Source organism: Pseudomonas sp. RC4D1 (assembly GCF_018390395.1).
Taxonomy (GTDB): domain Bacteria; phylum Pseudomonadota; class Gammaproteobacteria; order Pseudomonadales; family Pseudomonadaceae; genus Aquipseudomonas; species Aquipseudomonas danubii.
Map to the genome: position 1 here is coordinate 306,634 of NZ_JAHBAW010000001.1, position 20,872 is coordinate 327,505.

The 20,872-nt window shown below is 61.8% G+C and carries 20 protein-coding genes; 11 read left to right on the forward strand and 9 right to left on the reverse strand.

All coding sequences use genetic code 11. From position 1 onward, the window contains the following. Positions 1 to 8: 8 nt before the first annotated feature. Genes KHO49_RS01470 through zur form a run of 4 tightly spaced genes read right to left on the reverse strand, consistent with a single transcriptional unit; the run spans position 9 to position 2,814 of the window. A complete protein-coding gene (locus KHO49_RS01470; RefSeq protein ID WP_102881442.1) occupies positions 9 to 728 on the reverse strand; it encodes a PA5502 family lipoprotein in 720 nt (239 codons plus the stop codon). Between the two features lie 37 nt (positions 729 to 765). Continuing rightward, positions 766 to 1,554, reverse strand: a complete 789-nt coding sequence (gene znuB / locus KHO49_RS01475) for a zinc ABC transporter permease subunit ZnuB (RefSeq protein ID WP_102862489.1) — start codon at positions 1,552 to 1,554, stop codon at positions 766 to 768. Beyond that, positions 1,547 to 2,332: a zinc ABC transporter ATP-binding protein ZnuC gene (gene znuC / locus KHO49_RS01480; RefSeq protein ID WP_213664507.1), complete on the reverse strand. Its 786-nt coding sequence runs from the start codon at positions 2,330 to 2,332 to the stop codon at positions 1,547 to 1,549. Before znuC ends, znuB begins: the two co-directional genes overlap by 8 nt. Beyond that, positions 2,332 to 2,814: a zinc uptake transcriptional repressor Zur gene (gene zur, locus KHO49_RS01485; RefSeq protein ID WP_060836879.1), complete on the reverse strand. Its 483-nt coding sequence runs from the start codon at positions 2,812 to 2,814 to the stop codon at positions 2,332 to 2,334. The genes znuC and zur overlap by 1 nt, the downstream gene beginning before the upstream one ends. A gap of 57 nt (positions 2,815 to 2,871) precedes the next feature. Between zur and KHO49_RS01490 the strand changes: the two genes are divergently transcribed. Beyond that, positions 2,872 to 3,801, forward strand: coding sequence for a zinc ABC transporter substrate-binding protein (locus KHO49_RS01490; RefSeq protein WP_170001352.1), 930 nt, complete (start codon positions 2,872 to 2,874; stop codon positions 3,799 to 3,801). 85 nt (positions 3,802 to 3,886) lie between these two features. On the opposite strand, the gene KHO49_RS01495 is transcribed toward KHO49_RS01490, so the two are convergent. Then, on the reverse strand, positions 3,887 to 4,837 hold the full coding sequence (locus KHO49_RS01495) for a homoserine kinase (RefSeq protein WP_123390229.1): 951 nt from the start codon (positions 4,835 to 4,837) through the stop codon (positions 3,887 to 3,889). A 65-nt stretch (positions 4,838 to 4,902) separates the two neighbouring features. Beyond that, positions 4,903 to 5,190: a DUF2782 domain-containing protein gene (locus tag KHO49_RS01500; protein WP_102862493.1), complete on the reverse strand. Its 288-nt coding sequence runs from the start codon at positions 5,188 to 5,190 to the stop codon at positions 4,903 to 4,905. Positions 5,191 to 5,264: 74 nt separating this feature from the next. Between KHO49_RS01500 and polA the strand changes: the two genes are divergently transcribed. After that, positions 5,265 to 8,057, forward strand: coding sequence for a DNA polymerase I (polA, locus tag KHO49_RS01505; protein ID WP_213664508.1), 2,793 nt, complete (start codon positions 5,265 to 5,267; stop codon positions 8,055 to 8,057). Between the two features lie 415 nt (positions 8,058 to 8,472). On the opposite strand, the gene yihA is transcribed toward polA, so the two are convergent. Further along, positions 8,473 to 9,114: a ribosome biogenesis GTP-binding protein YihA/YsxC gene (yihA, locus tag KHO49_RS01510; protein ID WP_060836883.1), complete on the reverse strand. Its 642-nt coding sequence runs from the start codon at positions 9,112 to 9,114 to the stop codon at positions 8,473 to 8,475. Positions 9,115 to 9,305: 191 nt separating this feature from the next. Between yihA and KHO49_RS01515 the strand changes: the two genes are divergently transcribed. From KHO49_RS01515 to KHO49_RS01545, 7 genes are all read left to right on the forward strand, one after another. Next, positions 9,306 to 9,596 carry a c-type cytochrome gene (locus KHO49_RS01515; protein WP_016963939.1) on the forward strand — a complete coding sequence of 97 codons (291 nt, stop codon included), beginning with the start codon at positions 9,306 to 9,308 and terminating at the stop codon, positions 9,594 to 9,596. 45 nt (positions 9,597 to 9,641) lie between these two features. Continuing rightward, positions 9,642 to 10,247 carry a c-type cytochrome gene (locus KHO49_RS01520; RefSeq protein WP_102862496.1) on the forward strand — a complete coding sequence of 202 codons (606 nt, stop codon included), beginning with the start codon at positions 9,642 to 9,644 and terminating at the stop codon, positions 10,245 to 10,247. 196 nt (positions 10,248 to 10,443) lie between these two features. After that, a complete protein-coding gene (locus KHO49_RS01525; protein WP_102862497.1) occupies positions 10,444 to 11,073 on the forward strand; it encodes a thiol:disulfide interchange protein DsbA/DsbL in 630 nt (209 codons plus the stop codon). A gap of 11 nt (positions 11,074 to 11,084) precedes the next feature. Then, positions 11,085 to 11,963, forward strand: coding sequence for an endonuclease/exonuclease/phosphatase family protein (locus KHO49_RS01530; RefSeq protein ID WP_102862498.1), 879 nt, complete (start codon positions 11,085 to 11,087; stop codon positions 11,961 to 11,963). Beyond that, positions 11,960 to 14,167 (forward strand): diguanylate cyclase, encoded by a 2,208-nt coding sequence (locus KHO49_RS01535; protein WP_213664509.1) that lies wholly within the window; start codon positions 11,960 to 11,962, stop codon positions 14,165 to 14,167. The genes KHO49_RS01530 and KHO49_RS01535 overlap by 4 nt, the downstream gene beginning before the upstream one ends. A 101-nt stretch (positions 14,168 to 14,268) precedes the next feature. Further along, a complete protein-coding gene (locus tag KHO49_RS01540; protein ID WP_213664510.1) occupies positions 14,269 to 15,048 on the forward strand; it encodes an N-acetylmuramoyl-L-alanine amidase in 780 nt (259 codons plus the stop codon). A gap of 76 nt (positions 15,049 to 15,124) precedes the next feature. Next, on the forward strand, positions 15,125 to 16,744 hold the full coding sequence (locus KHO49_RS01545; protein WP_110652544.1) for an EAL domain-containing protein: 1,620 nt from the start codon (positions 15,125 to 15,127) through the stop codon (positions 16,742 to 16,744). A gap of 4 nt (positions 16,745 to 16,748) precedes the next feature. On the opposite strand, the gene KHO49_RS01550 is transcribed toward KHO49_RS01545, so the two are convergent. Beyond that, positions 16,749 to 18,533: a KinB sensor domain-containing domain gene (locus KHO49_RS01550; RefSeq protein ID WP_213664511.1), complete on the reverse strand. Its 1,785-nt coding sequence runs from the start codon at positions 18,531 to 18,533 to the stop codon at positions 16,749 to 16,751. A gap of 10 nt (positions 18,534 to 18,543) precedes the next feature. After that, positions 18,544 to 19,890: a sigma-54-dependent response regulator transcription factor AlgB gene (gene algB / locus KHO49_RS01555; protein WP_102881452.1), complete on the reverse strand. Its 1,347-nt coding sequence runs from the start codon at positions 19,888 to 19,890 to the stop codon at positions 18,544 to 18,546. Positions 19,891 to 20,330: 440 nt separating this feature from the next. On the opposite strand from algB, the gene KHO49_RS01560 reads away from it, so the two are divergent. Together KHO49_RS01560 and KHO49_RS01565 are read left to right on the forward strand one after the other, a co-directional pair. Next, entirely contained in the window at positions 20,331 to 20,615 is a 285-nt protein-coding gene (locus KHO49_RS01560; protein WP_213664512.1) for a hypothetical protein, read from the forward strand. Between the two features lie 92 nt (positions 20,616 to 20,707). Beyond that, on the forward strand, positions 20,708 to 20,872 hold the full coding sequence (locus KHO49_RS01565; RefSeq protein ID WP_003170804.1) for a DUF1328 domain-containing protein: 165 nt from the start codon (positions 20,708 to 20,710) through the stop codon (positions 20,870 to 20,872).

Consider the following 20,872-nt stretch of genomic DNA (forward strand, 5'->3'; position numbering starts at 1 on the left):
CGAAGGTTTTACTGCGCCTTGCGCGGGCTCAAGACCATCTGCGCCGGTACATGGCGCACGATCTGCCGGCTGATCTTCTGTTCAAAGTCGGGGTCGAGTTTCTTCACCCGCTTGCCGAGCAAGGTCGACAGCCAGGGATAATCCTCAGTGCGCGGCACCTGGATGCTCACGTCGCACTGATAATTCACCACATCGGTGGCCAGCGCATCGAGCTGATGACGCAGCTTGCGGATATCGGTGACGTTCAAGGCGATGGTGGTGCTCTGGGCCGCAGGATCGATCAGCTTGGCCGCTGGGCGCGCTTCGGCAGCCTTCAAGGCGGCTTCGGCCTGGTCCAGCTCGGCCTTGCGTGCATGGGCGATGGCGTTGTTGACCCCACCGGTCAGCGCCGGGGCCTTGGGCATCAGCGCCCGAGCCCGACTCAGGGCTGTGGCCGCGGCGTTCACATCGCCCTTTTGCAAGACGATCTGGCTGCGCTGCAGATAGGCTTCGGCAATCTGCCGCTGGTATTGCACCAACTGTGGGTCGTCAGGCGTTTGTGCCTGCAGTGCACTGAGTTGGTCTTCAGCGGTAGCCAGCTCACTGCTGGCAATGTTTTGTTCCAGCTGCGCGATGGCCGAGGCCCGCGCATCGGGGACCTGGGTGGTCGCCGGTGGCGTGCTTTGGCAGGCCCCCAGCAGCAGGGAGAATGCGACAAGGAGCAGATAACGGGAGGCGAACGGCTTCATTCCTGCGACTCTCTAATTGCGCAAAAAGCGAGCAAGTCTACACCCCTCGACGGGGCAGAACAAAACTCAGCAGAAACAGTGCGGCGGCCGTGACCACGATCGACGGCCCGGCCGGGGTGTCCTTGAACCAGGACAGCGCCAGCCCGCCGCACACCGCGAGCATGCCCAGCAGGCTTGCGCCCAGGGCCATCTGCTCCGGCGAACGGGCGTGACGCTGTGCCGCAGCGGCCGGGATGATCAGCAACGAGGTAATCAGCAATACCCCGACAATCTTCATCGCCACCGCAATCACCACGGCAATCAACAGCATCAGCGCCAGGCGCAGCGAAGCCACGGGCAGGCCTTCGACCTTGGCCAACTCCTCGTGCACGGTGATTGCCAGCAGGGGCCGCCACAGTGCCACCAGCAGCAACAGCACCGCTGCGCTGCCGCCGAGAATCCACGCCAGATCGCCCGGGCTGATCGCCAGCAGGTCACCGAACAGGTAGGCCATCAGGTCGATTCGCACTTCATGCATGAAGCTTAGTACCACCAGGCCCAGGGACAGGGTGCTGGGAGCAAGAATCCCCAGCAGCGTGTCGGATGCCAGAGGCTGGCGTTGTTGCAGGGTCACCAGCAGCACCGCCAGCAACAGGCAACCTACGGTGACGGCCACGGCGGGGCTGACATCCAGCAGGAAACCCAGGGCGACTCCCAGGAGCGCAGCATGGGACAGGGTGTCGCCAAAGTAGGCCATGCGCCGCCAGACCACGAAGGACCCCAAGGGGCCGGCAACCACCGCCAGGGCCAAACCTGCGAGCAGGGCGTAAAGCAGAAAATCAGCCATGCTTGCAGTTTTCTCCGTGGACATGGGGGTGGCCCGAGGCGGGCTGGGTGACCACCGAGCCATGCAGGTCATGGGCGTGATCGTGATGGTGGTGGTAGATCGCCAGGCTTGGCGCGTTCTTGCCAAACAGCTCGACGAAGGCGGGATCGCCGCTGACCTGTTCGGGGTGGCCCGAGCAGCAGACGTGGCGGTTCAGGCAGACCACCTGGTCGGTGGTGCTCATTACCAGATGCAAGTCATGGGAGACCATCAGTACGCCGCAGCCATGCCGGTCCCGCAGGCGGGTGATCAGGCTGTAGAGCTCGGCCTGGCCGGCGACGTCAACGCCTTGTACCGGCTCGTCGAGTACCAGCAGTTCAGGCTCGCGCAGCAATGCCCGGGCCAGCAGCACGCGCTGCATTTCGCCACCGGAAATGCTTTGCACCGGGCTGTCGATCACCTGCTCGGCGCCGACTTCCTTGAGGGCTGCCAAGGCTCGGCTGCGATCCACGCCCGGCACCAGGCGCAGAAAGCGCAGCACCGACAGGGGCAGGGTCGGATCGACATGGAGCTTTTGCGGCATGTAGCCGACCCGCAGCTTGGGCTTGCGCCAGACGCTACCGCTGTCGGGCTTGAGCAGGCCCAGTACGGCGCGTACCAAGGTGGTCTTGCCGGCGCCGTTGGGGCCGATCAGGGTCACGATCTGCCCGGGCTCGACGCTGAGCTGGATTTTGTCCAGGACGTTCTGCCCGGCAAAGGTCACCCCGACCTGCTCGAGGCGGATCAACGCAGTGCTCATCAAGCCCCCTGGCAGCCCGAGCAGAGTCCGACCACTTCGACGGTCTGGCCCTCGACCACGAAGCCGACGTCGCGGGCGCTGGTGATGATGGCGTCGCTGATGGATTTCTGTTCGAGCTCGATGGCGGCGTGGCATTCGCGACAGATCAGGAACTGACCCTGGTGCGCGTGTTCCGGGTGGTTGCAGCCGACGAAGGCGTTAAGCGAGGCGATGCGGTGTACCAGGCCGTTTTCCAGGAGGAAATCCAGGGCCCGGTAAACCGTTGGCGGGGCGGCGCGACGACCGTCCTGCTCGCTGAGTACGGCGAGAATGTCGTAAGCCCCCAGGGGCTTGTGGCTTTGCCACACCAACTCCAGTACCCGCCGACGCAGGGCGGTCAGGCGCAGGCCTTGCCGTGCGCACAGGGCGTCGGCCTCAGACAGTGCGCTGTGTACGCAGTGAGAGTGGTCGTGTGGACGGCTGGCAAGGGGTGTTTTAGGCATGAGCGGCGACGAGGTTTGTGAGAGACGTTATTATGTTACCCGTTCTCGCCTCTTCGAGTGTCCATCGTGCCCACACTTTTTCGCCTTTTTGTCGCTTTTACCTTCAGCTTGTTCGCGATCGGCTCGGCCCAGGCCGAAGTCCGGGTACTCACCAGCATCAAGCCGCTGCAACTGATCGCGGCGGCGGTGCAGGACGGCGTTGCGGTTCCTGAGGTGCTGCTGCCGCCGGGTGCGTCGCCGCACAACTATGCGCTGCGTCCGTCGGACGTACGCAAGGTGCAGAGTGTGGACCTGCTGTACTGGATCGGCCCGGACATGGAGGGTTTTCTGCCGCGGGTCCTTAAGGGGCGCAGCCTGCCCTCGGTGGCGGTGCAGGATCTGCCGGGCATGAAGCTTCGCCATTTCGCCGAAGATAGCCACTCGCATGCCGAAGAAGCCGACGAACACGATCACGATCATCGCCCGGGAAGCCTGGATGCCCACCTGTGGCTGTCGCCGATAAATGCCCGGGTGATCGCGACGCGCATCGCTGCGGACTTGAGCGCTGCCGACCCGGCCAACGCTGCCCGTTACCAGAGCAACCTGAAAGCATTCAATGAGCGTCTGGATGCCCTGGATACCCGTTTGAAGGCTCGTCTGGCGGGGATCGCCGGCAAGCCCTACTTCGTGTTCCATGAGGCATTCGATTACTTCGAGGACGCTTATGGCCTCAAGCACGCCGGGGTGTTCAGCGTTGCTGCGGAAGTGCAGCCGGGTGCGCAGCACGTGGCGGCCATGCGCGCGCGCTTGCAGCAGGTGGGCAAGACCTGTGTGTTCAGCGAGCCGCCTCTGCGTCCACGGCTGGCCGAGACGTTGGTGGCCGGCTTGCCGGTGAAACTGGCAGAGCTGGATGCGCTGGGTGGTTATACGCCCGCGACCGCTCAGGGCTATGAGCAGGTGCTGGAGAAATTGGGGAACGATCTGGCGGGCTGTCTGGAGCAGCTTTAAGCAGGGATTGTTGCGGGATGACTTTCGCGGGCCAGCCCGCTCCTACAGAGTGCACCTGTAGGAGCGGGCTGGCCCGCGAAAAGTTTTACAGGGCGAACGGCAGCGTGAGGCTGACCTGTTGCCGCTGTGCCAGGCGCTGCTGGAACTCCATTGGATCGTGAATCAGTACGTCCTGCCCGGCGAAACTCTCGGCGGCAATCAGTCGTGACAGCCAGAAGCGTACGCAGGCCACCCGCAGCATGGTCGGCCAGAGTTCGGCCTCGGCGGCAGTGAATGGCCGCAGCGCCGCATAGGCGCCCAACAGCGCCCGGGCCCGTGGTCCGTCGATCACGCCTTCGGCGTCGGAGCACCAGTCGTTCAAGGCAATGGCCACGTCGTAGAGCATCGGCCCCGAGCAAGCGTTGTAGAAGTCGATCAGGCCGGTCAGGTGGGTGCCTTCGAACATCGCGTTGTCGCGAAACAGATCGGCGTGGATGTTGGCCCGAGGCAAGGCAAGGATCCCGGTCTTCTGTTCGGTGATTTCATCCAGCGCTCGTTGCAGCAGGTCTTGAGCGGGAGCATCGAGGTGCGACAACAGCTGGGTGCCCTCTTCCTGCATCCAGTCCAGGCCACGATCAGTCTTGCGTTTGATCATGTTGTCCTTGGTCGCCACGTGCAGATGCCCGAGCAACTCACCCACCTGGGCACAGTGCTGGGCGTTGGCTTGCTTGATGTGCTTGCCCGCCAGGCGCGGTTGCAGCAGCGCCGGTTTGCCAGCCAATTCGCGCAGGGCCACGCCGTCTGTGGTGCGCAGTGCGTAAGGCACCGGCAGGTCGGCCTGGTGCAGCACGTCCAGCAGTTCGATGAAGAACGGCATTTCCTGGACCGGGCCGCGCTCCACCAGGGTCAGGACGAACTCGCCCTGCTCCAGGCTGATGAAGAAGTTGGTGTTTTCGCTACCAGCGGCGATCCCCTGGAAGTCAAGCAGGCGGCCGAGCCCATAAGGGGCGAGAAAGGTTTCCAGCTCGGGCCGAGCCAGGGGGGTGAACACAGACATGGTTAAAAACTGCCAGTACGGGCGCCGCTATCGAGCCAGCGCCAATGAGTTGAAGTCGGAGTGGTTTACCACTCAAAGATTTTCCACGAAGGGATCAGCATATCCGGCTGATCCGAACGGATGAAGTTGCCGTCGGAGCCATCGGCGCGCACCAGGAAGTAGGGTTTACCGCCCTTGGGCGTGACTTTGATGGCGTACAGAAAGCCATTTTGCCGGTATTCCTGGATGGTCTTGTCGCCTTCCGTGCGAATGGTTACTTCCGGGTCCGCTGACGGCGCATCTTCTGCGGCGATCACGGCCATTGGAGCGATTGCAATCAAGCCGGCCAGCAGCAAGCGATTTAGTGTGCGCATGATAACCTTGTCCCTTTGTCGTCAACGGTCCCGCTATTCTAGCGCCGGACCCGCCGAAAAGGTTGATCCTGCTCATGAGCCAAGCCCCCCTCGTCCTGGTGGACGGTTCTTCATATTTGTACCGCGCGTTTCACGCGTTGCCACCTCTGACCACCTCCAAAGGCCTGCCTACCGGCGCGGTCAAGGGCGTGCTGAACATGCTCAAGAGCCTGCGCAAGCAGTACCCGGACAGCCCGTTCGCGGTGGTCTTCGATGCCAAGGGCGGGACCTTCCGCGATGACATGTACGCCGAATACAAGGCCAACCGCCCGAGCATGCCCGATGACATGCGGGTGCAGATCGAGCCGCTGCACGCCAGCGTGATCGCCCTGGGCTTCCCGCTGCTGTGCGTAGAAGGGGTCGAGGCCGATGACGTGATCGGCACCCTGGCCCGCAGCAGCGCGGCGGCGGATCGCCCGGTGGTGATTTCCACCGGTGACAAGGACATGGCCCAGTTGGTCGACGGGCACATTACCTTGGTCAACACCATGTCCGGTAGCAGCATGGATGTGGAAGGCGTGAAGGAGAAATTCGGCGTCGCTCCCGAGCAGATCATCGATTACCTGGCACTGATGGGCGATTCTTCCGACAACATTCCGGGCGTACCGGGTATTGGTCCGAAGACGGCTTCCGGTTTGCTGGTCGGGGTCAATGGCGGCCTGAAGGAGCTCTACGAGCAGCTTGATATCGTGCCGACCCTGCCGATTCGCGGCGCCAAGACCTTGCCGGCCAAGCTGGAAGAGCACAAGGAGATGGCCTTTCTCTCCTATCAGTTGGCGACCATCAAGGTGGATGTGGCCCTGGATGTGGGGCTGGATGACCTGCACTTGCGCGAGCCCGACCGCGAGAAACTGGCGGAGCTCTACAGCCTGCTGGAATTCAAGAGCTGGCTCGATGATTTGCAGCGTGACGCCAAGCGCGTCGAGCTCAGCTCTGCCGATGCGCCTGAGGCGGTGGCAGAGCAACCGGCAGCGGCGGAGCAGGCGCCACTTGAGTTGCAGTACGAAACCATCCTCGACCAGGAGCGTTTTGCGGTCTGGCTGGAGAAGCTGAAAAACGCCAAGCTGATTGCGTTCGATACCGAGACCACCGGTATCGATGCACAACAGGCGCAACTGGTGGGGCTGTCCTTCTCGGTCAAGGCCGGGGAAGCGGCCTACGTTCCGTTGACCCACTCCTATATGGGCGTTCCGGAGCAACTGGATCGCGACACTGTGCTGCTGGCTTTGAAGCCGTTGCTGGAAGATCCCAAGCTGCTCAAGGTCGGTCAGCACGCCAAGTTCGACATGAACATCCTGGCCAATTGCGCCATAGGTGGCGATCAGGCCAACGGCATCACCGTGCGCGGCATTGCCTTCGACACCATGCTCGAATCCTACGTGCTCAACTCCACCGCCACTCGCCATGACATGGACAGCCTGGCGCAGAAGTACCTGGACCACAGCACCGTGAGCTTCCAGGACATCGCCGGCAAGGGCGCCAAACAGCTGACTTTCGATCAGATCCCCCTTGAGCAGGCGGGGCCGTATGCTGCTGAAGATGCCGATGTGACCTTGCGTCTGCACCAGGTGCTGTTCGAGAAGCTGACAGCCATTCCGAGCCTGGCCAGCGTATTGACCGATATCGAGATGCCGCTGGTGCCGGTCCTGGCGCGTATCGAGCGTCAGGGCGCTCTGGTGGACGACAAGCTGCTGGGGATTCAGAGCATCGAGCTGGGGGACAAGATGGTTGCCCTTGAGCGCGAGGCTTTCGAGATCGCGGGTGAGGAGTTCAACCTGGGCTCGCCCAAACAGCTGGGGACGATTCTCTACGACAAACTCGGCCTGCCGGTGCTGAAGAAGACCGCCAAGGGCCAGCCTTCTACGGCTGAAGAGGTGTTGGCCAAGCTCGCCGAAGACGACTATCCGCTGCCCCGGGTGTTGATGCAGTACCGCTCCATGAGCAAGCTGAAAAGCACCTACACCGATCGCCTGCCTGAGCAGATCAACCCGCGCACGGGGCGTATCCACACCTCCTATCATCAGGCTGTGGCGTCTACCGGGCGTCTGTCCTCCAGTGATCCGAACCTGCAGAACATTCCGGTGCGCACCGCGGAAGGTCGGCGTATTCGCCAGGCCTTTATCGCCCCGGCCGGCTATAAGCTGCTGGCGGCGGACTATTCGCAGATCGAGTTGCGGATCATGGCGCACTTGTCCCGGGACGAAGGCCTGCTCAATGCCTTCCGCAACAACCTGGATGTGCACACCGCTACGGCTGCCGAAGTGTTCAAGGTGGAGCTCAAGGACGTTACGTCCGATCAGCGTCGCAGTGCCAAGGCCATCAACTTTGGTCTGATCTATGGCATGGGCGCGCAGAAGCTGGGCAAGGATATCGGCGTCGATACCAAGCAGGCCAAGGCCTACATCGATACCTATTTCGCCCGCTATCCGGGGGTTCGCGAGTATATGGACCGTACCCGTGCCCAGGCGGCTGACCAAGGGTATGTGGAGACCATCTTCGGTCGCCGGCTGTACCTGCCGGAGATCAACTCCAACAAGCCGCAGGAGCGTGCCGGGGCCGAGCGCACCGCGATCAACGCGCCGATGCAGGGCACGGCGGCAGATATCATCAAGAAGGCCATGGTGGCGGTGGACAACTGGCTGGAGTACTCGGGGCTGGATGCCCGGGTCATTCTGCAAGTACACGACGAACTGGTGCTGGAGGTGCGTGAGGACCTGGTGGATCAAGTACGTGATGAGATTCGCGGCTACATGAGCGGTGCCGCAACCCTGGATGTGCCGTTATTGGTTGAAGTCGGCGTGGGAAATAACTGGGATGAGGCCCACTAAGGGCTCTTTTAAGCGGTTTTTGCCGCGGCATAGTGTCGCGGCAAAAGCTGGCCAGGGGCTATTAGCACGGAAAATTTCATCGTTTATTGCCAATAGTTTTTGCAATCCGCCGGAACTAAATCGGTGAAAGCTCACTCAGAGTTACTGAATGGCTGGTGAAGCCCTTCGATGCTCCTATGTTGTGTTAAGTGTTGGCAGATATCTGGACCCCGCCCTAGCGGTCTAGAACTTGAACCCCGAACTTCCCCCTCCCCATACGAAGTCCGGGGTTTTTTTTGCCTGAAAACTGCCTGGGAAATGATCATGCTGCGTTAAAAGCGCGGCGCGAAATGCTCATTTACAGCCAGTAAACTCCGCTTTCGCACCGCGCTTTTGCCTTGCCTGATCATCCCCCAGACAGTTTTCCCGACGGCTCTCAGGCCTCGGTTTCGGCGCCTTTGTCGGCCAGTTCCATCCAGCCTGCCAGCACGGTGTAGGCCTCTTCCAGGCCCATGCGCTTGGGGGCCGAGAATAGTTGGATGGTGACCGCTTCGCCCCAGCCCTTGCGGATCTGCGACTGCACCTTGAGCAGGGTGTTCTTGGCTGCGCCATAGGTCAGTTTGTCGGCCTTGGTCAGCAGGATGTGCATCGGCATGCCGCTGGCGACCGCCCAGTCCAGCATCAACAGGTCGAAGTCGGTCATGGGATGACGGATATCCATCATCAGGATCAAGCCCTTAAGGCTCTCGCGGCTGCCCAGGTAAGCTTCCAAGTGGCGCTGCCAGTGCTGCTTCAGCGGGATCGGTACTTTGGCGTAACCATAGCCCGGCAGGTCGACCAGACGGCGATCGTCGTCTAGCTTGAAGAAGTTCAACAACTGCGTGCGACCCGGGGTTTTCGAGGTGCGTGCCAGGCTGGCGTGGGTCAGGGTGTTCAGGGCGCTGGATTTACCGGCGTTGGAGCGCCCGGCAAAGGCCACTTCAAAGCCGTCATCGTCAGGACATTGATCGACTTTGGCGGCGCTGAGCATGAACGTAGCCTGTTGGCACAGACCGAGGATGGGGTTCTTGAGTTGCATGGGATTTCCGATAGGGGCGATGCCGAGAGTGGACGCGGCGAGCGGTGTCGTTTCCGTTTCAGTAACGCCAGTATATAATGCCGCAGATTTTGTGTGCGCTTTGTCCCAGCGTAGGATGAAGTTCACGAGAGCGATAAACCTTGAATGCGCATTAGAACGCAGCACGCTCTCAACCCTGAAAAGGTCGTTTTATGACGAAATGGCTGCTAGCTGCCGGTGTCTTGATGCCGCTTTACAGCGCTCAGGCTACACAGGATCCGGAAGCTGTGTACAACCGTGTTTGTGGGGCTTGTCATTCCGGCCAACTACCCACGGCGCCCCGCAAGGGCGACCAGGAAGCTTGGGCGCCGAGGTTGGCGCAAGGTATGGAGACGCTGGTGCAACACGTGACCCAGGGTTTCAAGGCGATGCCGCCGCGTGGTTTGTGCATGGACTGCAGTGCCGAGGATTACCGAGCCATCATCCATTGGATGAGCGAGTGATTCCGGTCCATAACTCTTAACCCTTAGCCGTAGTTGGATTAGCTGATGAACAAATTACTCGTGAGTCTGCTGTTGACCTTGGGCATCACAGGTGTCGCCCATGCCGCAGGCGACGCTGCTGCCGGTCAGGCGAAAACCGCAGTATGTGGCGCTTGCCACGGCCCTGATGGGAACAGCATGGCGCCAAACTTTCCCAAGCTGGCGGGTCAGGGGGAAAAGTACCTGGAGAAGCAGCTGCACGACATCAAGTCCGGCAAGCGGCAAGTGCTGGAAATGACCGGTATGCTGACCAATCTGAACGATCAGGACCTGGCTGACATCGCCGCCTACTTCGCCAGCCAGAAAGGCAGCGTCGGCGCCGCTGATCCTAAAGTCGTGGCCCGTGGTGAAGAACTCTTCCGGGGCGGCAAGCTGGATCAAGGCATGCCTGCCTGCACCGGCTGCCATGCGCCAAATGGCGCGGGTAACGCAGCGGCCGGCTTCCCTCACCTGGGTGGGCAGCACGCACAATATGTGGCCAAGCAGCTGACCGACTTCCGCGAAGGCAACCGCACCAATGACGGCGATACCATGGTCATGCGCAGCATCGCGGCCAAGTTGAGCAACAAAGACATCGAGGCGGTGTCCAGCTATATTCAGGGCCTGCACTAAGGCCTGCTCGATCAAGTTGCCGAGGGTGTTGAGCCGCGGCAACGTTAATGATCGATTAATCTGACGGTGCAAGCATAAAGGGTGGCTCAGGCCGCCCTTTTTTATGGCGTCTGCCGCTACACTAGCGAACTCAAGCCCGCCATGATCTGTCTGAATTCAGGTCGCGCGAGGCGCCAAAATTGTCCAGGAGTAAAGCATGCGTAATCTGATTCTCAGCGCCGCTCTCGTCACCGCCAGCCTGTTTGGCGTGACCGCTCAAGCCGCCGAGCCGCTTGAAGCCGGTAAAACATATGTCGAGTTGAGCAGCGCCGTTCCGGTTGCCGTGCCTGGCAAGATCGAGGTGGTAGAGCTGTTCTGGTATGGCTGCCCGCACTGCTACGCCTTTGAGCCGACCATCAATCCCTGGGTTGAAAAACTCCCTAGCGATGTCAACTTTGTGCGTATCCCGGCGATGTTCGGCGGTATCTGGAACGTTCATGGCCAACTGTTCATCACCCTGGAAGCCATGGGCGTCGAGCACAAGGTTCACAAGGCCGTGTTCGAAGCCATCCATAGCGGCAAGAAACTCGCCACTCCAGAGGAGATGGCTGAGTTCCTGGTGGCCGAAGGCGTCGACAAGGACAAATTCCTGAGCACCTACAACTCCTTCGCCGTCAAAGGCAAGGTCGAAGACGCCAAGAAGAAGGCTCAGGCCTACCAGATCACTGGCGTACCGACCATGGTGGTCAACGGCAAGTACCGTTTCGACCTGGGCTCCGCCGGTGGTCCTGAAGGTGCGCTGAGCGTCGCCGACCAGTTGATTGCCAAAGAGCGCGCAGCCAAGTAAGCGCCGCCGCCATGCCGCGCTGGGGCTCTGAACGCATCGTTGGCCTGCATGATCCGCAGGTCAACGAGCACCATTTGGCGTCGACCGGCCTGCCGGCGGATAGCCGCCTGCGTTTGCTCAGTTTCAATATTCAGGTCGGTATCAGCACCGAGCGTTATCGCCATTACCTGACCCGTGGCTGGCAGCACCTGCTGCCCCATAACGGACGCGCGGACAACCTGCAGAAGATCGGCAATCTGCTGGGGGACTTCGATCTGGTAGCTCTGCAGGAAGTCGATGGTGGCAGCCTGCGTTCAGGCTACGTCAATCAGGTGGAGCACCTGGCCCAACTGGGTGCCTTCCCTTACTGGTACCAACAGCTCAATCGCAACCTGGGACGCCTGGCTCAGCACAGCAACGGTGTGCTCAGTCGCTTGCGCCCCTGGGCCATCGAAGACCATCCACTGCCCGGCCCCAAGGGGCGCGGCGCGATCCTTGTGCGATTTGGCGAAGGCCCCGAGGCGCTGGTGGTGGTGATGATGCACCTGGCGCTCGGCGCCCGGGCTCGAACCCGGCAACTGGCGTACATCCGCGAGTTGATCGGTGGCTACAAGCATCAAGTGCTGATGGGAGACATGAACACCCACGCCAGCGATCTGCTGGAGCACTCCCCTTTACGTGACCTCAGCCTGTTGGCGCCGCAACTGCAGGCGACCTTCCCCAGCTGGCGTCCGCAACGCTGCCTGGACCATATCCTGCTCAGCCCCAGCCTGACCCTGGAGCGAGTCGAAGTCCTGGCCCAACCCATATCCGATCACCTGCCGGTCGCGGTAGAGATTCGTCTGCCGGGTTCGCTCACGGCCGATGCATTGCCCGCGTTGAGTCCTGCACCTCGCGGAACCGATGAATGAGCGACGACGCCCAACGCTGGAAAGAGAAATACCTCAAAAGTATCGAGCAGCAGGAAAAGCTTGAGCGCCGATGGGCCGCTCGACTGGACTTGCTACGTCGTGGCCTGGTGCGTAGCACCCTGGCGGCGGAGGGTACCGATCGTGCGGTCGACCAGTGCATGAAGGAGATGCGCGAGGTTGTGCGCACCGACGACATGGATGCCGGGCTTGCAGCGCTGCTGCCCCGTCTGGAAAAAGCCGTGCTGGACTCCGAGCAGCGGCGTGAAACCCGGGTCAACCAGATGAGCAGTGCCTTGACGGCCCTGGTTACCCAATTGCAGTCCCTGCCCCTGCCCCGGGAAGTCAGCCGCCCGTTGAAGGCCTTCGCCAAGCAACTGGATGGCCGGGTCAGTCAGGCGCGAGAGATCCCCTTGCTGCTGGGGGAGCTGAGCAATCTTCAGGGCAAGGCCCTGAGCCAGCTGGAAACTCCCGCCGAACCAGATCGCCCGAGTCTGCTGCAGCGCCTGTTCGGGGGCCGTGACACCGCCGATGCTCCCCAGGCTGAGGCGGTTACGCCAGCGGCGCCTGCTCCAGTCCCTGCGGTGGACGCCCGTCCCCAGGTTGAAGAGGCTGGCGAAGCGGACGAAGTGGTTCGCGAGCATTATCAGACCCCGGCCACGGATTTGCCGGAAGTCGCGGAGGTCCCTCCGGCACCTGTCGCCGTGACACCGGCCAAGCCCGAGGCAACACCCGCTGCGCAGCCCGTTTCCGAGGCCCCTGCCAAGATTGAGCCCGAAACGGCCAGCGTACCGCCCCCGTCGTCGGTGGTGGCATTCGTGCCACCAGTCCTGGCACAGGAAGCACCCCTTGAGCCAGCGCCCCAGGTCGCGATCGAAGCTCCGGCTCCGGCTGCAGCCGAGGTCGCGCCTCTGGCCTCTGTCGCCGTCGATGCTTTACCGGTAGCGCCTCTGCAGCCGCCGGCAGAAGTACCCGCCGCACCTCAGAGCGAGCCCGGTCCGCTCAACCCCGATGAGCTGTTGCCGCTTCCCGCGGTTTCCCCGGCAGTGCTGCTCGACAGCCTGCCCTTGCCGCCGGTCATGGCCGAGGCCTTGGCGGCCATCGATCCAGAGCAATCCGAGCACGATGTGCTCTACGCCCTGCCGGACTCTCCTGAGCCCTCCTACAGCTCGGTGGCCAAGCATATCGAACACACCCTGCTAGGACTGCTCGATGACCTGAGTCTGCCGGAACGCCATCGGCCTCAGGCCGAAGCCATGCGTGATCGTCTGCAACATGGCCTGAACTGGTATGAATTGCTGCCAATCCTCGATGATCTGGCGGTACTGATGCTGGCAATCACCGATTCGGGCCAGCATGAGTTCGAGACGTACCTCAAACAGCTCAACGAGCGCCTCGAGGCCTTCCAGAGCAATCTGCAGGCGGCCAGTGATGGCCACGCCGACAGTAGCTCGGCGGCACGGGCCATGGACACCCAGATCCGTGAGCAGGTCGATGGCCTGCAGAGCAGCGTGCAGGAGGCGGCAGACCTGGATGACCTCAAGCAGGTACTGGAAAGCCATCTGGAAGGCCTGCTGGGCACCATGGATCACCACCAGAAGCAGCGCGATGAGCGTGAGAAGGAAGTGGCGGCCCGTCTGCAAAGCCTGGCAGAGCGGGTTTCGAGCATGGAGCAGGAGGCCCAGGGCTACCGTGAGCACCTGGAGGAACAGCGGCAAAAGGCTCTGATCGATCCGCTGACCGGGTTGCCCAACCGCGCCGCCTGGACCGAGCGTCTGGAGCACGAGGTCGGTCAATGGCGGCAACATGGCAACAGCTTGCTGCTGGCCATGCTCGACCTCGATCACTTCAAGCGGATCAACGACAACTACGGTCATCTGGCCGGTGACAAGGTGTTGAAGATCATCGCCAATGTGTTGCGCAAGCGCCTGCGTGGCAGCGACTTTATCGCGCGTTTCGGCGGCGAGGAGTTTGTCCTGCTGATGCCCAATACCTCGTTGCCAGCGGGCGCGCGGATAGTGGAAGCGCTGCGAGCGGCGGTCGAGGCGTGTCCGTTCCACTTCAAGGGCGAGCCAGTGACCATTACCGTGTCCGTCGGACTGAGTGCCTTCAAGGCCGGTGATCGCAGCGATCTGGTGATAAAAAGAGCCGATCAGGCGTTATACCGGGCCAAGGATGCGGGTCGCAACCGGGTAGAGGCAGGCTGAGACGCTTGCCGATTCCTGTCTGAAACCTCGGTTTTGCCCATGGCGTTGGGAGCAGTACGTTACACTGTTGCATTCTTTTCTTCAGCGTACTGCCCTTTGCCATGAAACTTCTTGTTCTTGCTTTTTCGCTCCTGGTCCTCGCCGGTTGTGCCAGCGGTCCGCGTATTGACACCAGCCACCCTTCGGTCAATTACGACCAGCGCGCCCAGTTCATCATCGTTCATTACACCTCGGCATCCCTGGAACGCTCCCTGGCCCTGCTGACCCACGGTCAGGTCAGCAGTCATTACCTGATCGGCGACGACAAGTCCGCCACGATCTACAAACTGGTGGACGAGCAATACCGCGCCTGGCACGCCGGCGAGAGCCAGTGGCAGGGCCGGACCTGGCTCAACTCCAGTTCCATCGGCATTGAAATCGTCAACCCGGGCTTTCGTGATGGTCCCAACGGACGGCTCTGGTATCCCTACAGCGAAGCGCAGATCCAGAACCTGATCGTGCTGCTCAAGGACATCAGCAAGCGCAACAACATCTCCCCGCGTCACATCATTGGCCACAGCGACATCGCGCCATCGCGCAAGCTCGATCCGGGTCCGCTGTTCCCCTGGAAGCGCCTGGCTGACGCCGGACTCGGCCTGTGGCCAAACGCTCAGGCAGTGGCCCGCCAGCAGGCGTTTTTTGCCGCCAACCTGCCGAGCATCAGCTGGTTCCAGCAACAGTTGGCGGTCCTGGGCTATGCCACGCCGCAGACTGGCGAACTGGATGTTGCCACCCGCCACGTGCTGGCGGCTTTCCAGATGCACTATCGCCCGGGCCGATTCGACGGCACCCCGGACGCCGAAAGCGCAGCCATCCTGCAGGTGCTCAACCAGACAAAATAATGACGCCGCCGGACGGTTCGGGCCGATTGCTCAATCAGTTGCTATAACTCATTGGTAATCCTTCGGATCTTTCATGATGCCGGTTGCTCGCCAGACCCTGCGTACCTGGTTCCATCGCCCCTGGTTGCTGGCGACGCTGGCGGCTGTGCTGAGCGCGGCGGTGTTGTTGCTGGGCAGTGCCGGAGTGGCCATGCATCAGGTCCAGCAGCGAGAAAGCCAACAGATGAACGCCCAGGGCCAGCGTTTTCTGGAGCGTCTGGAGCAACTGTTCGGGCAACTGCGTGAAGGCCTGGATGTGCTGGAGGCCCAGCCGCTGCGCGAGTGCAACGCCGAGCTGATCGCAGCCCTGCAGCAGGTCAGCTACAGCTATCGCTTCATTTATGAAGCGGCCTACATGGATGCCACCCAGACGTGCTCAAACTGGCCGCGGCAGAATCTCCTGCCCTCGCCCAGGGCTCCGGATATCCGCGGGCCGACCTACAGCTACTGGCTCAACACCTCGACCCAACCCAATGAAAACCTCGCTGCTCTGATGCTGGGGCGGGGCAATTTTCGCGTGGCCACCTCCCGTGGGCACTTGACCGATGTGGTGGACCTGCCGGCCGGTGGCAGCCTGATGGTGGTGGTCGAGCATGGCTCCCGGGCGATTCCGGTACTGGGTCAGGCCCGTTCCTGGCCGCCGGTGGAGCCCTGGCGCGCCAGCCGCGAGGGGCCGCTGCAGGTCACCCCAGACCTGCTGATCTATCGCATGCCGACCCAGAATCCCGAGTACCAGTTGGTGCTGATCACGCCCCGGGCCAGCCTGCAGGCGGAAGTACTCGATGGCTGGTGGTGGTTGTTACCGTTCAGTCTGTTGCTGGCGCTGTTTATCGGCGGGCTGGTGTATCAGTTGGCGCGGCAGCGCCAGTCGTTGGGAGCAGAGCTGCAAGGGGCGCTGCGACGCGGTGAGCTGCAGGTGCTGTACCAGCCGATCTTCGACCTCAACAGCAGGCTCTGTGTAGGGGCCGAAGCGTTACTGCGCTGGCGGCGTCCGGACGGCACCCTGACCAGTCCCGATCTGTTCATTCCGTTGGCGGAAAACACTGGGCAGATCCGCCAGATCACCGACTTCGTCCTGCAGCGTCTGCTGGAGCAACTGGGGCACGTACTGCGAGCCAATCCCCAGCTGTATATCTCGGTCAACCTGGCGGCCTGTGATGTCATGGTGCCGCGCATCGGTCAGGTCATGGCGCGGCTTCTGGCCTTGCACAAGGTGGCGGCGCGACAGATCGCCTTCGAGGTCACCGAGCGTGGCCTGATCGACGTGGTGGTGGCGCGCAACAACCTGCAGGCCTTGCGGGATGTCGGGCATCAGGTGCTGATCGATGACTTCGGCACCGGCTACTGCAGCCTGGCCTATCTGCAAAGCCTGCCAGTGGATTGCCTGAAGATCGACAAGGCCTTTATCGACGCCCTGGGTCACGATGCTGCCAGCAGTGGCGTGGCGCCCCACATCATTCGCATGGCCCACGCCTTGAATCTCACGGTGATCGCTGAGGGCATCGAATTCGAGGACCAGGCTTCGCTGCTCAGCAGCGAGGGGGTGAGCTTCGGTCAGGGTTGGCTGTTCGCCCATGCCCTGAGTGCCTTGCAGTTTACCGAGCTGATTACTCGAGGCCGGCGTCTGGTGCCCCGGCGCCTGGATGATGAAGCCTGAAGCCCTAGAGCGGCAGGGCCAGATAGAACTGGGTGCCCTGCCCCGGCCTTGAGTAGACGCCCATGCGTCCACCGTGGAGCTGGACGATTTCCTTGCACAGGGCCAGTCCGAGCCCGGCGCCGCCTTTCTTGCGTCCGACCTGAACGAAGGGTTCGAAGATCCGACCCTGCTGACCGTAAGCGATGCCCTCGCCATTGTCCTCGACGCTGACAATCACCCGTTCGCCATGGCGCCTGGCCTGCAGGCGGATCTGGCCACCACTGGCGGTATGGCGCAGGGCGTTGTCGATCAGATTGTCCAGGACCCGTTCCAGTTGCGGACGGTCGGCGTGCAGGCGCGGCAGTGGCGCCTGGATCTCCAGCAGCAGGCTGATGTCCTGCTGCTGCGCCTGTTCGTTGAAGCGGCCCTGGGCCTGCTCCAGCAACTCTTCCAGTGGACAGGGCGCGAGAGTGAGTTTCTGCAGGCCATTCTGATAGCGGGAAAAATTCAGCAGGTCGTTGATCAGTTGCATCAGCCGCTGCATTTCTTCGTTGACTGTATTGAGCAGGTCGGTTTCCCGGGACTCTTCGGCAAAGTGCAGGCGTTCCTGAAGCAGGCCGAAGGCCATGTGCATGCCGGTGACCGGGGTTCGCAGTTCGTGGGAGGCGCGCAATACGAACTCGCTGCGCACCCGCTCGAATGCCCGCTGTTCGGTGACGTCATGAAGCACCATCACCGCGCCGAGAATATGGCCCTGGGTGTGGCTCACCGGGGTCAGGCTGTAGGTCAGCAGGCGCGATTCGCCATCGACCTCGATATCCAGGTCTTCCGGGGCCCGCTCCAGGTTGCCGCCACGCAGAACCAGCTGCAGCTGTTCATCCAGCTCCGGGCGTTGCAGGGCGCTGCCCAGGCCCTGGCCGAGGCGCTCCTGGTCCCAGCCCAACTGCCGTTGGGCCACAGGGTTGAGGTGCTCCAGGCGGCCTTGGCGGTCGATCATCAACAAGCCGTCGTCGATGCTGTCGAGCACCGCCTGCAAGCGCTGCTGGCCGGCCAGCAGTTCATCGACATTGGTGGCCTGATGCTGGCGCAGGGCTTCGGCCATGATGCCGAAGCGGCGGGTCAGCAGGTTCATTTCCGCGGCGGCCGAGATCGGCAGGGTGACGTCGAAATTGCCTTGGCCGATCTTGTCCGCGGCCTTGGCCAGGGCTTCGATCGGTCCGCCAAAGCGCCGGGCAATGGCATGGGCGGTGATGAAGCCGATGATCAGCACCGCCAGGCCGACCAGGCCCAGCAAGCCGGCTACCAGCAAGGCACGGTCCCGGGCCTGGCGTTCCACCTGGCTGATGTTGTCCAGGGCCCGCTTGTGTTCGTTGATCAGGCCGTTGCGCAAGGTATTGAAACGCTCGGTCAGCGCTTCGTTGTTGTTCAGGCTCGCGGCAGTGTTGCTGTGTTCGAAGGCCTGGTAGAAGCTCAGGTAGTCGCTGCGGGCCTGCTTGAAACCACCCACGGACGGGTTCTGCTGTTCGTGGGCGATGCCCTGGTCGAGGAGGTCCAGGTAGTGCTGCCGCGAGGCTTCCAGGGCTGCGGAGTCGGGCTTGTTGCTGAGCATGATGATCAACTGATCACCCAGGGTCTGGCGCAGCTTGAGCCCCAGATCCAGGGTGATGAAGTTGTTGCGGATCAACGATTCCTGGGTACTGGCCATCTGCATCACGCTGACCAGCCCGAGCACCAGCCCCAGCAGGGCCACGGTGATCAGGGCCGAGATGCTCAGAAACAGCCGGGTCCGCAGTTTCATCGCTAACTTCATAGGGTGATGCTCACAGGTTGTACTGTTTGCGCTTGCGGTACAGGGTCGAAGCGTCGATGCCCAGGGTCTTGGCCGCTTGGTCCAGGGTGTCGCTGGTGGCCAGGACGGCGCCGATATGGGCTTTTTCCAGTTCGTCCAGGCTCAGCGCGGCACCGATTCGCGGGGCGTTGTTGGTGGGCTGTTCGGCCATGCCCAGATGGCTGATTTCAACCCGTTCCTGGGGACAGATGATGCTTGCCCGCTCCACCACGTTGCGTAGTTCGCGGATGTTGCCCGGCCAGCGGTAATTGAGCAGGGCTTCCCGGGCGTCGTCGCTGAAGCCTCGGGCCGGTCGCGAATACTCTTTGACGAAGCGTGCAAGAAAGCGGTCGGCCAGGGTCAGGATGTCTTCGCTGCGTTCGCGCAAGGGCGGCAAGTGCAGGGTGATCACGTTCAGGCGGTACAGCAGGTCTTCGCGGAAGCGCCCGTCGCGCACCATGTCCTCGAGATTGAGGTTGGTGGCGGCGAGGATGCGCACGTCGGCCCGGCGAGTCACCGGGTCGCCGACGCGCTCGTATTCCTTGTCCTGGATAAAACGCAGCAGCTTGGGCTGCAGGGTCAGGGGGAAGTCGCCGATTTCGTCGAGGAACAGGGTGCCGCCATCGGCCTGGTTGACCCGGCCCAGGGTACTTTCGCTGGCCCCGGTAAAAGCGCCGCGGCTGTGGCCGAAAAGTTCGCTTTCCATCAGCTCGGCGGTCAGCGATGGGCAGTTGATGGTCACGCAGGACTTCTTCGCCCGTTTGCTCCAGCCGTGGATGGCCCGGGCCAGTTCGCCCTTGCCGGTACCCGACTCGCCGAGGATCAGGATATTGGCATCGGTGCTGGCCACCTGGCGGGCGGTTTCCAGTACCACTTTCATCGCTGGACTGTGGGAGTCCAGGCCGTCCTTGGGTTTGCGCACTTCGCCTTCCAGGGCTTCCAGGCGCGCCGAGAGCTGGCGCACTTCCAGTTGCTTGGCGGTAGCCAGGCGCAGTTGGTCGGGGCTGCAGGGTTTGACCAGGTAGTCGGCGGCACCGGCCTGGATTGCGTCCACCGCCGTGTCCACGGCGGAGTGGGCAGTGACGATCACCACCCGCATCCAGGGCGCTTGAGTACGCATCTGGGCCAGCACATCAAGGCCGTTGTCTTCCCCCAGGCGCAGGTCAAGGAAACACAGGTCGAACACCTGGCGTTGCAACAGCGTATCCGCCTGGGCCGCGCTGTTGGCGGTGGCCACGGTATAGCCCTCGTCTTCCAGGCAGTAGCGGAAGGTGCGGAGGATGGCGGATTCGTCATCCACCAGCAGGATGCGGCCTTGATTCTCCGGCGCTGACTCCATTTCCCAGGCTCCTTTAATGAATGATCTTATTTAGTCCCAGAAAAATCGGGCAAGTTGCAAGGTTGATTCTGATCCATTCCACGGCCTGAAGGTTAGATATCTCCGCCGAAAATGGCTAACAGACTGAAATCCCTAATGTTTTGCCAAGGCTAGACCCTGGGTGGGTCTGTATCAGGCTGTCCGCGGCTCGGCAAAGTTCCCCCTCTGATCAAAAAGCCATGGACCCGGAACGGTCCGATCGTGCATTTCGCACGGTTGGCCGGTGGGGATCGTGCAGGATGCGTGTGAGTGGGCGTCTTTGAATTGTTATAAGTGATTGATTTTATTGAATTATTTTTCTGATTGAAAGCTGGCATGCAGACTGCAATATCCCTCTCATCGTGAAGCGCAAGTCAGGGCTTCCATAACAACATCACCACCAGTGTGGGAGGAGTTTCAGGATGAATCGCCAAGGTCTTGCCCAATTGCGTATCGCGCCACTGCATCTCCAGCAAGGCCTGTTTGCCAGCCTGGCGTTACTGGTCACCTTGATCGCCGGACAGCAGTTCCAGCGTTGGCAGGATAGCCAGGCACCCGCCCCGCGCGTGCCGGCTCATCACTTCACCCAGACCCATTTCAGTTCGGTGAGCAGTCAGATCAACGATGCAACGCCAGTGCAACTGATGGCCGTCGACCAGGCACAACCGGTGCTTGAGGCTCCGCGTCAGGAACGCTGGGTGTTCTAGGCACCAAGGTCTGGGCCGCATTCGGCGGCGCACGACCGGCTTCATAGGCAGCACCCCTGAGCACTATTAATAGAAGAGTAAGGAGAATCATCATGCTGAGCTGGGCAATCACATTCCTGATCATTGCCATTGTCGCTGCGGTCCTGGGCTTCGGTGGTATCGCGGGCACCGCCACGGGTATCGCCAAGATTCTCTTTGTCGTGTTCCTGGTGATGTTCATCGCTTCGTTCTTCTTTGGCCGTCGTGGTCGAGGCTGA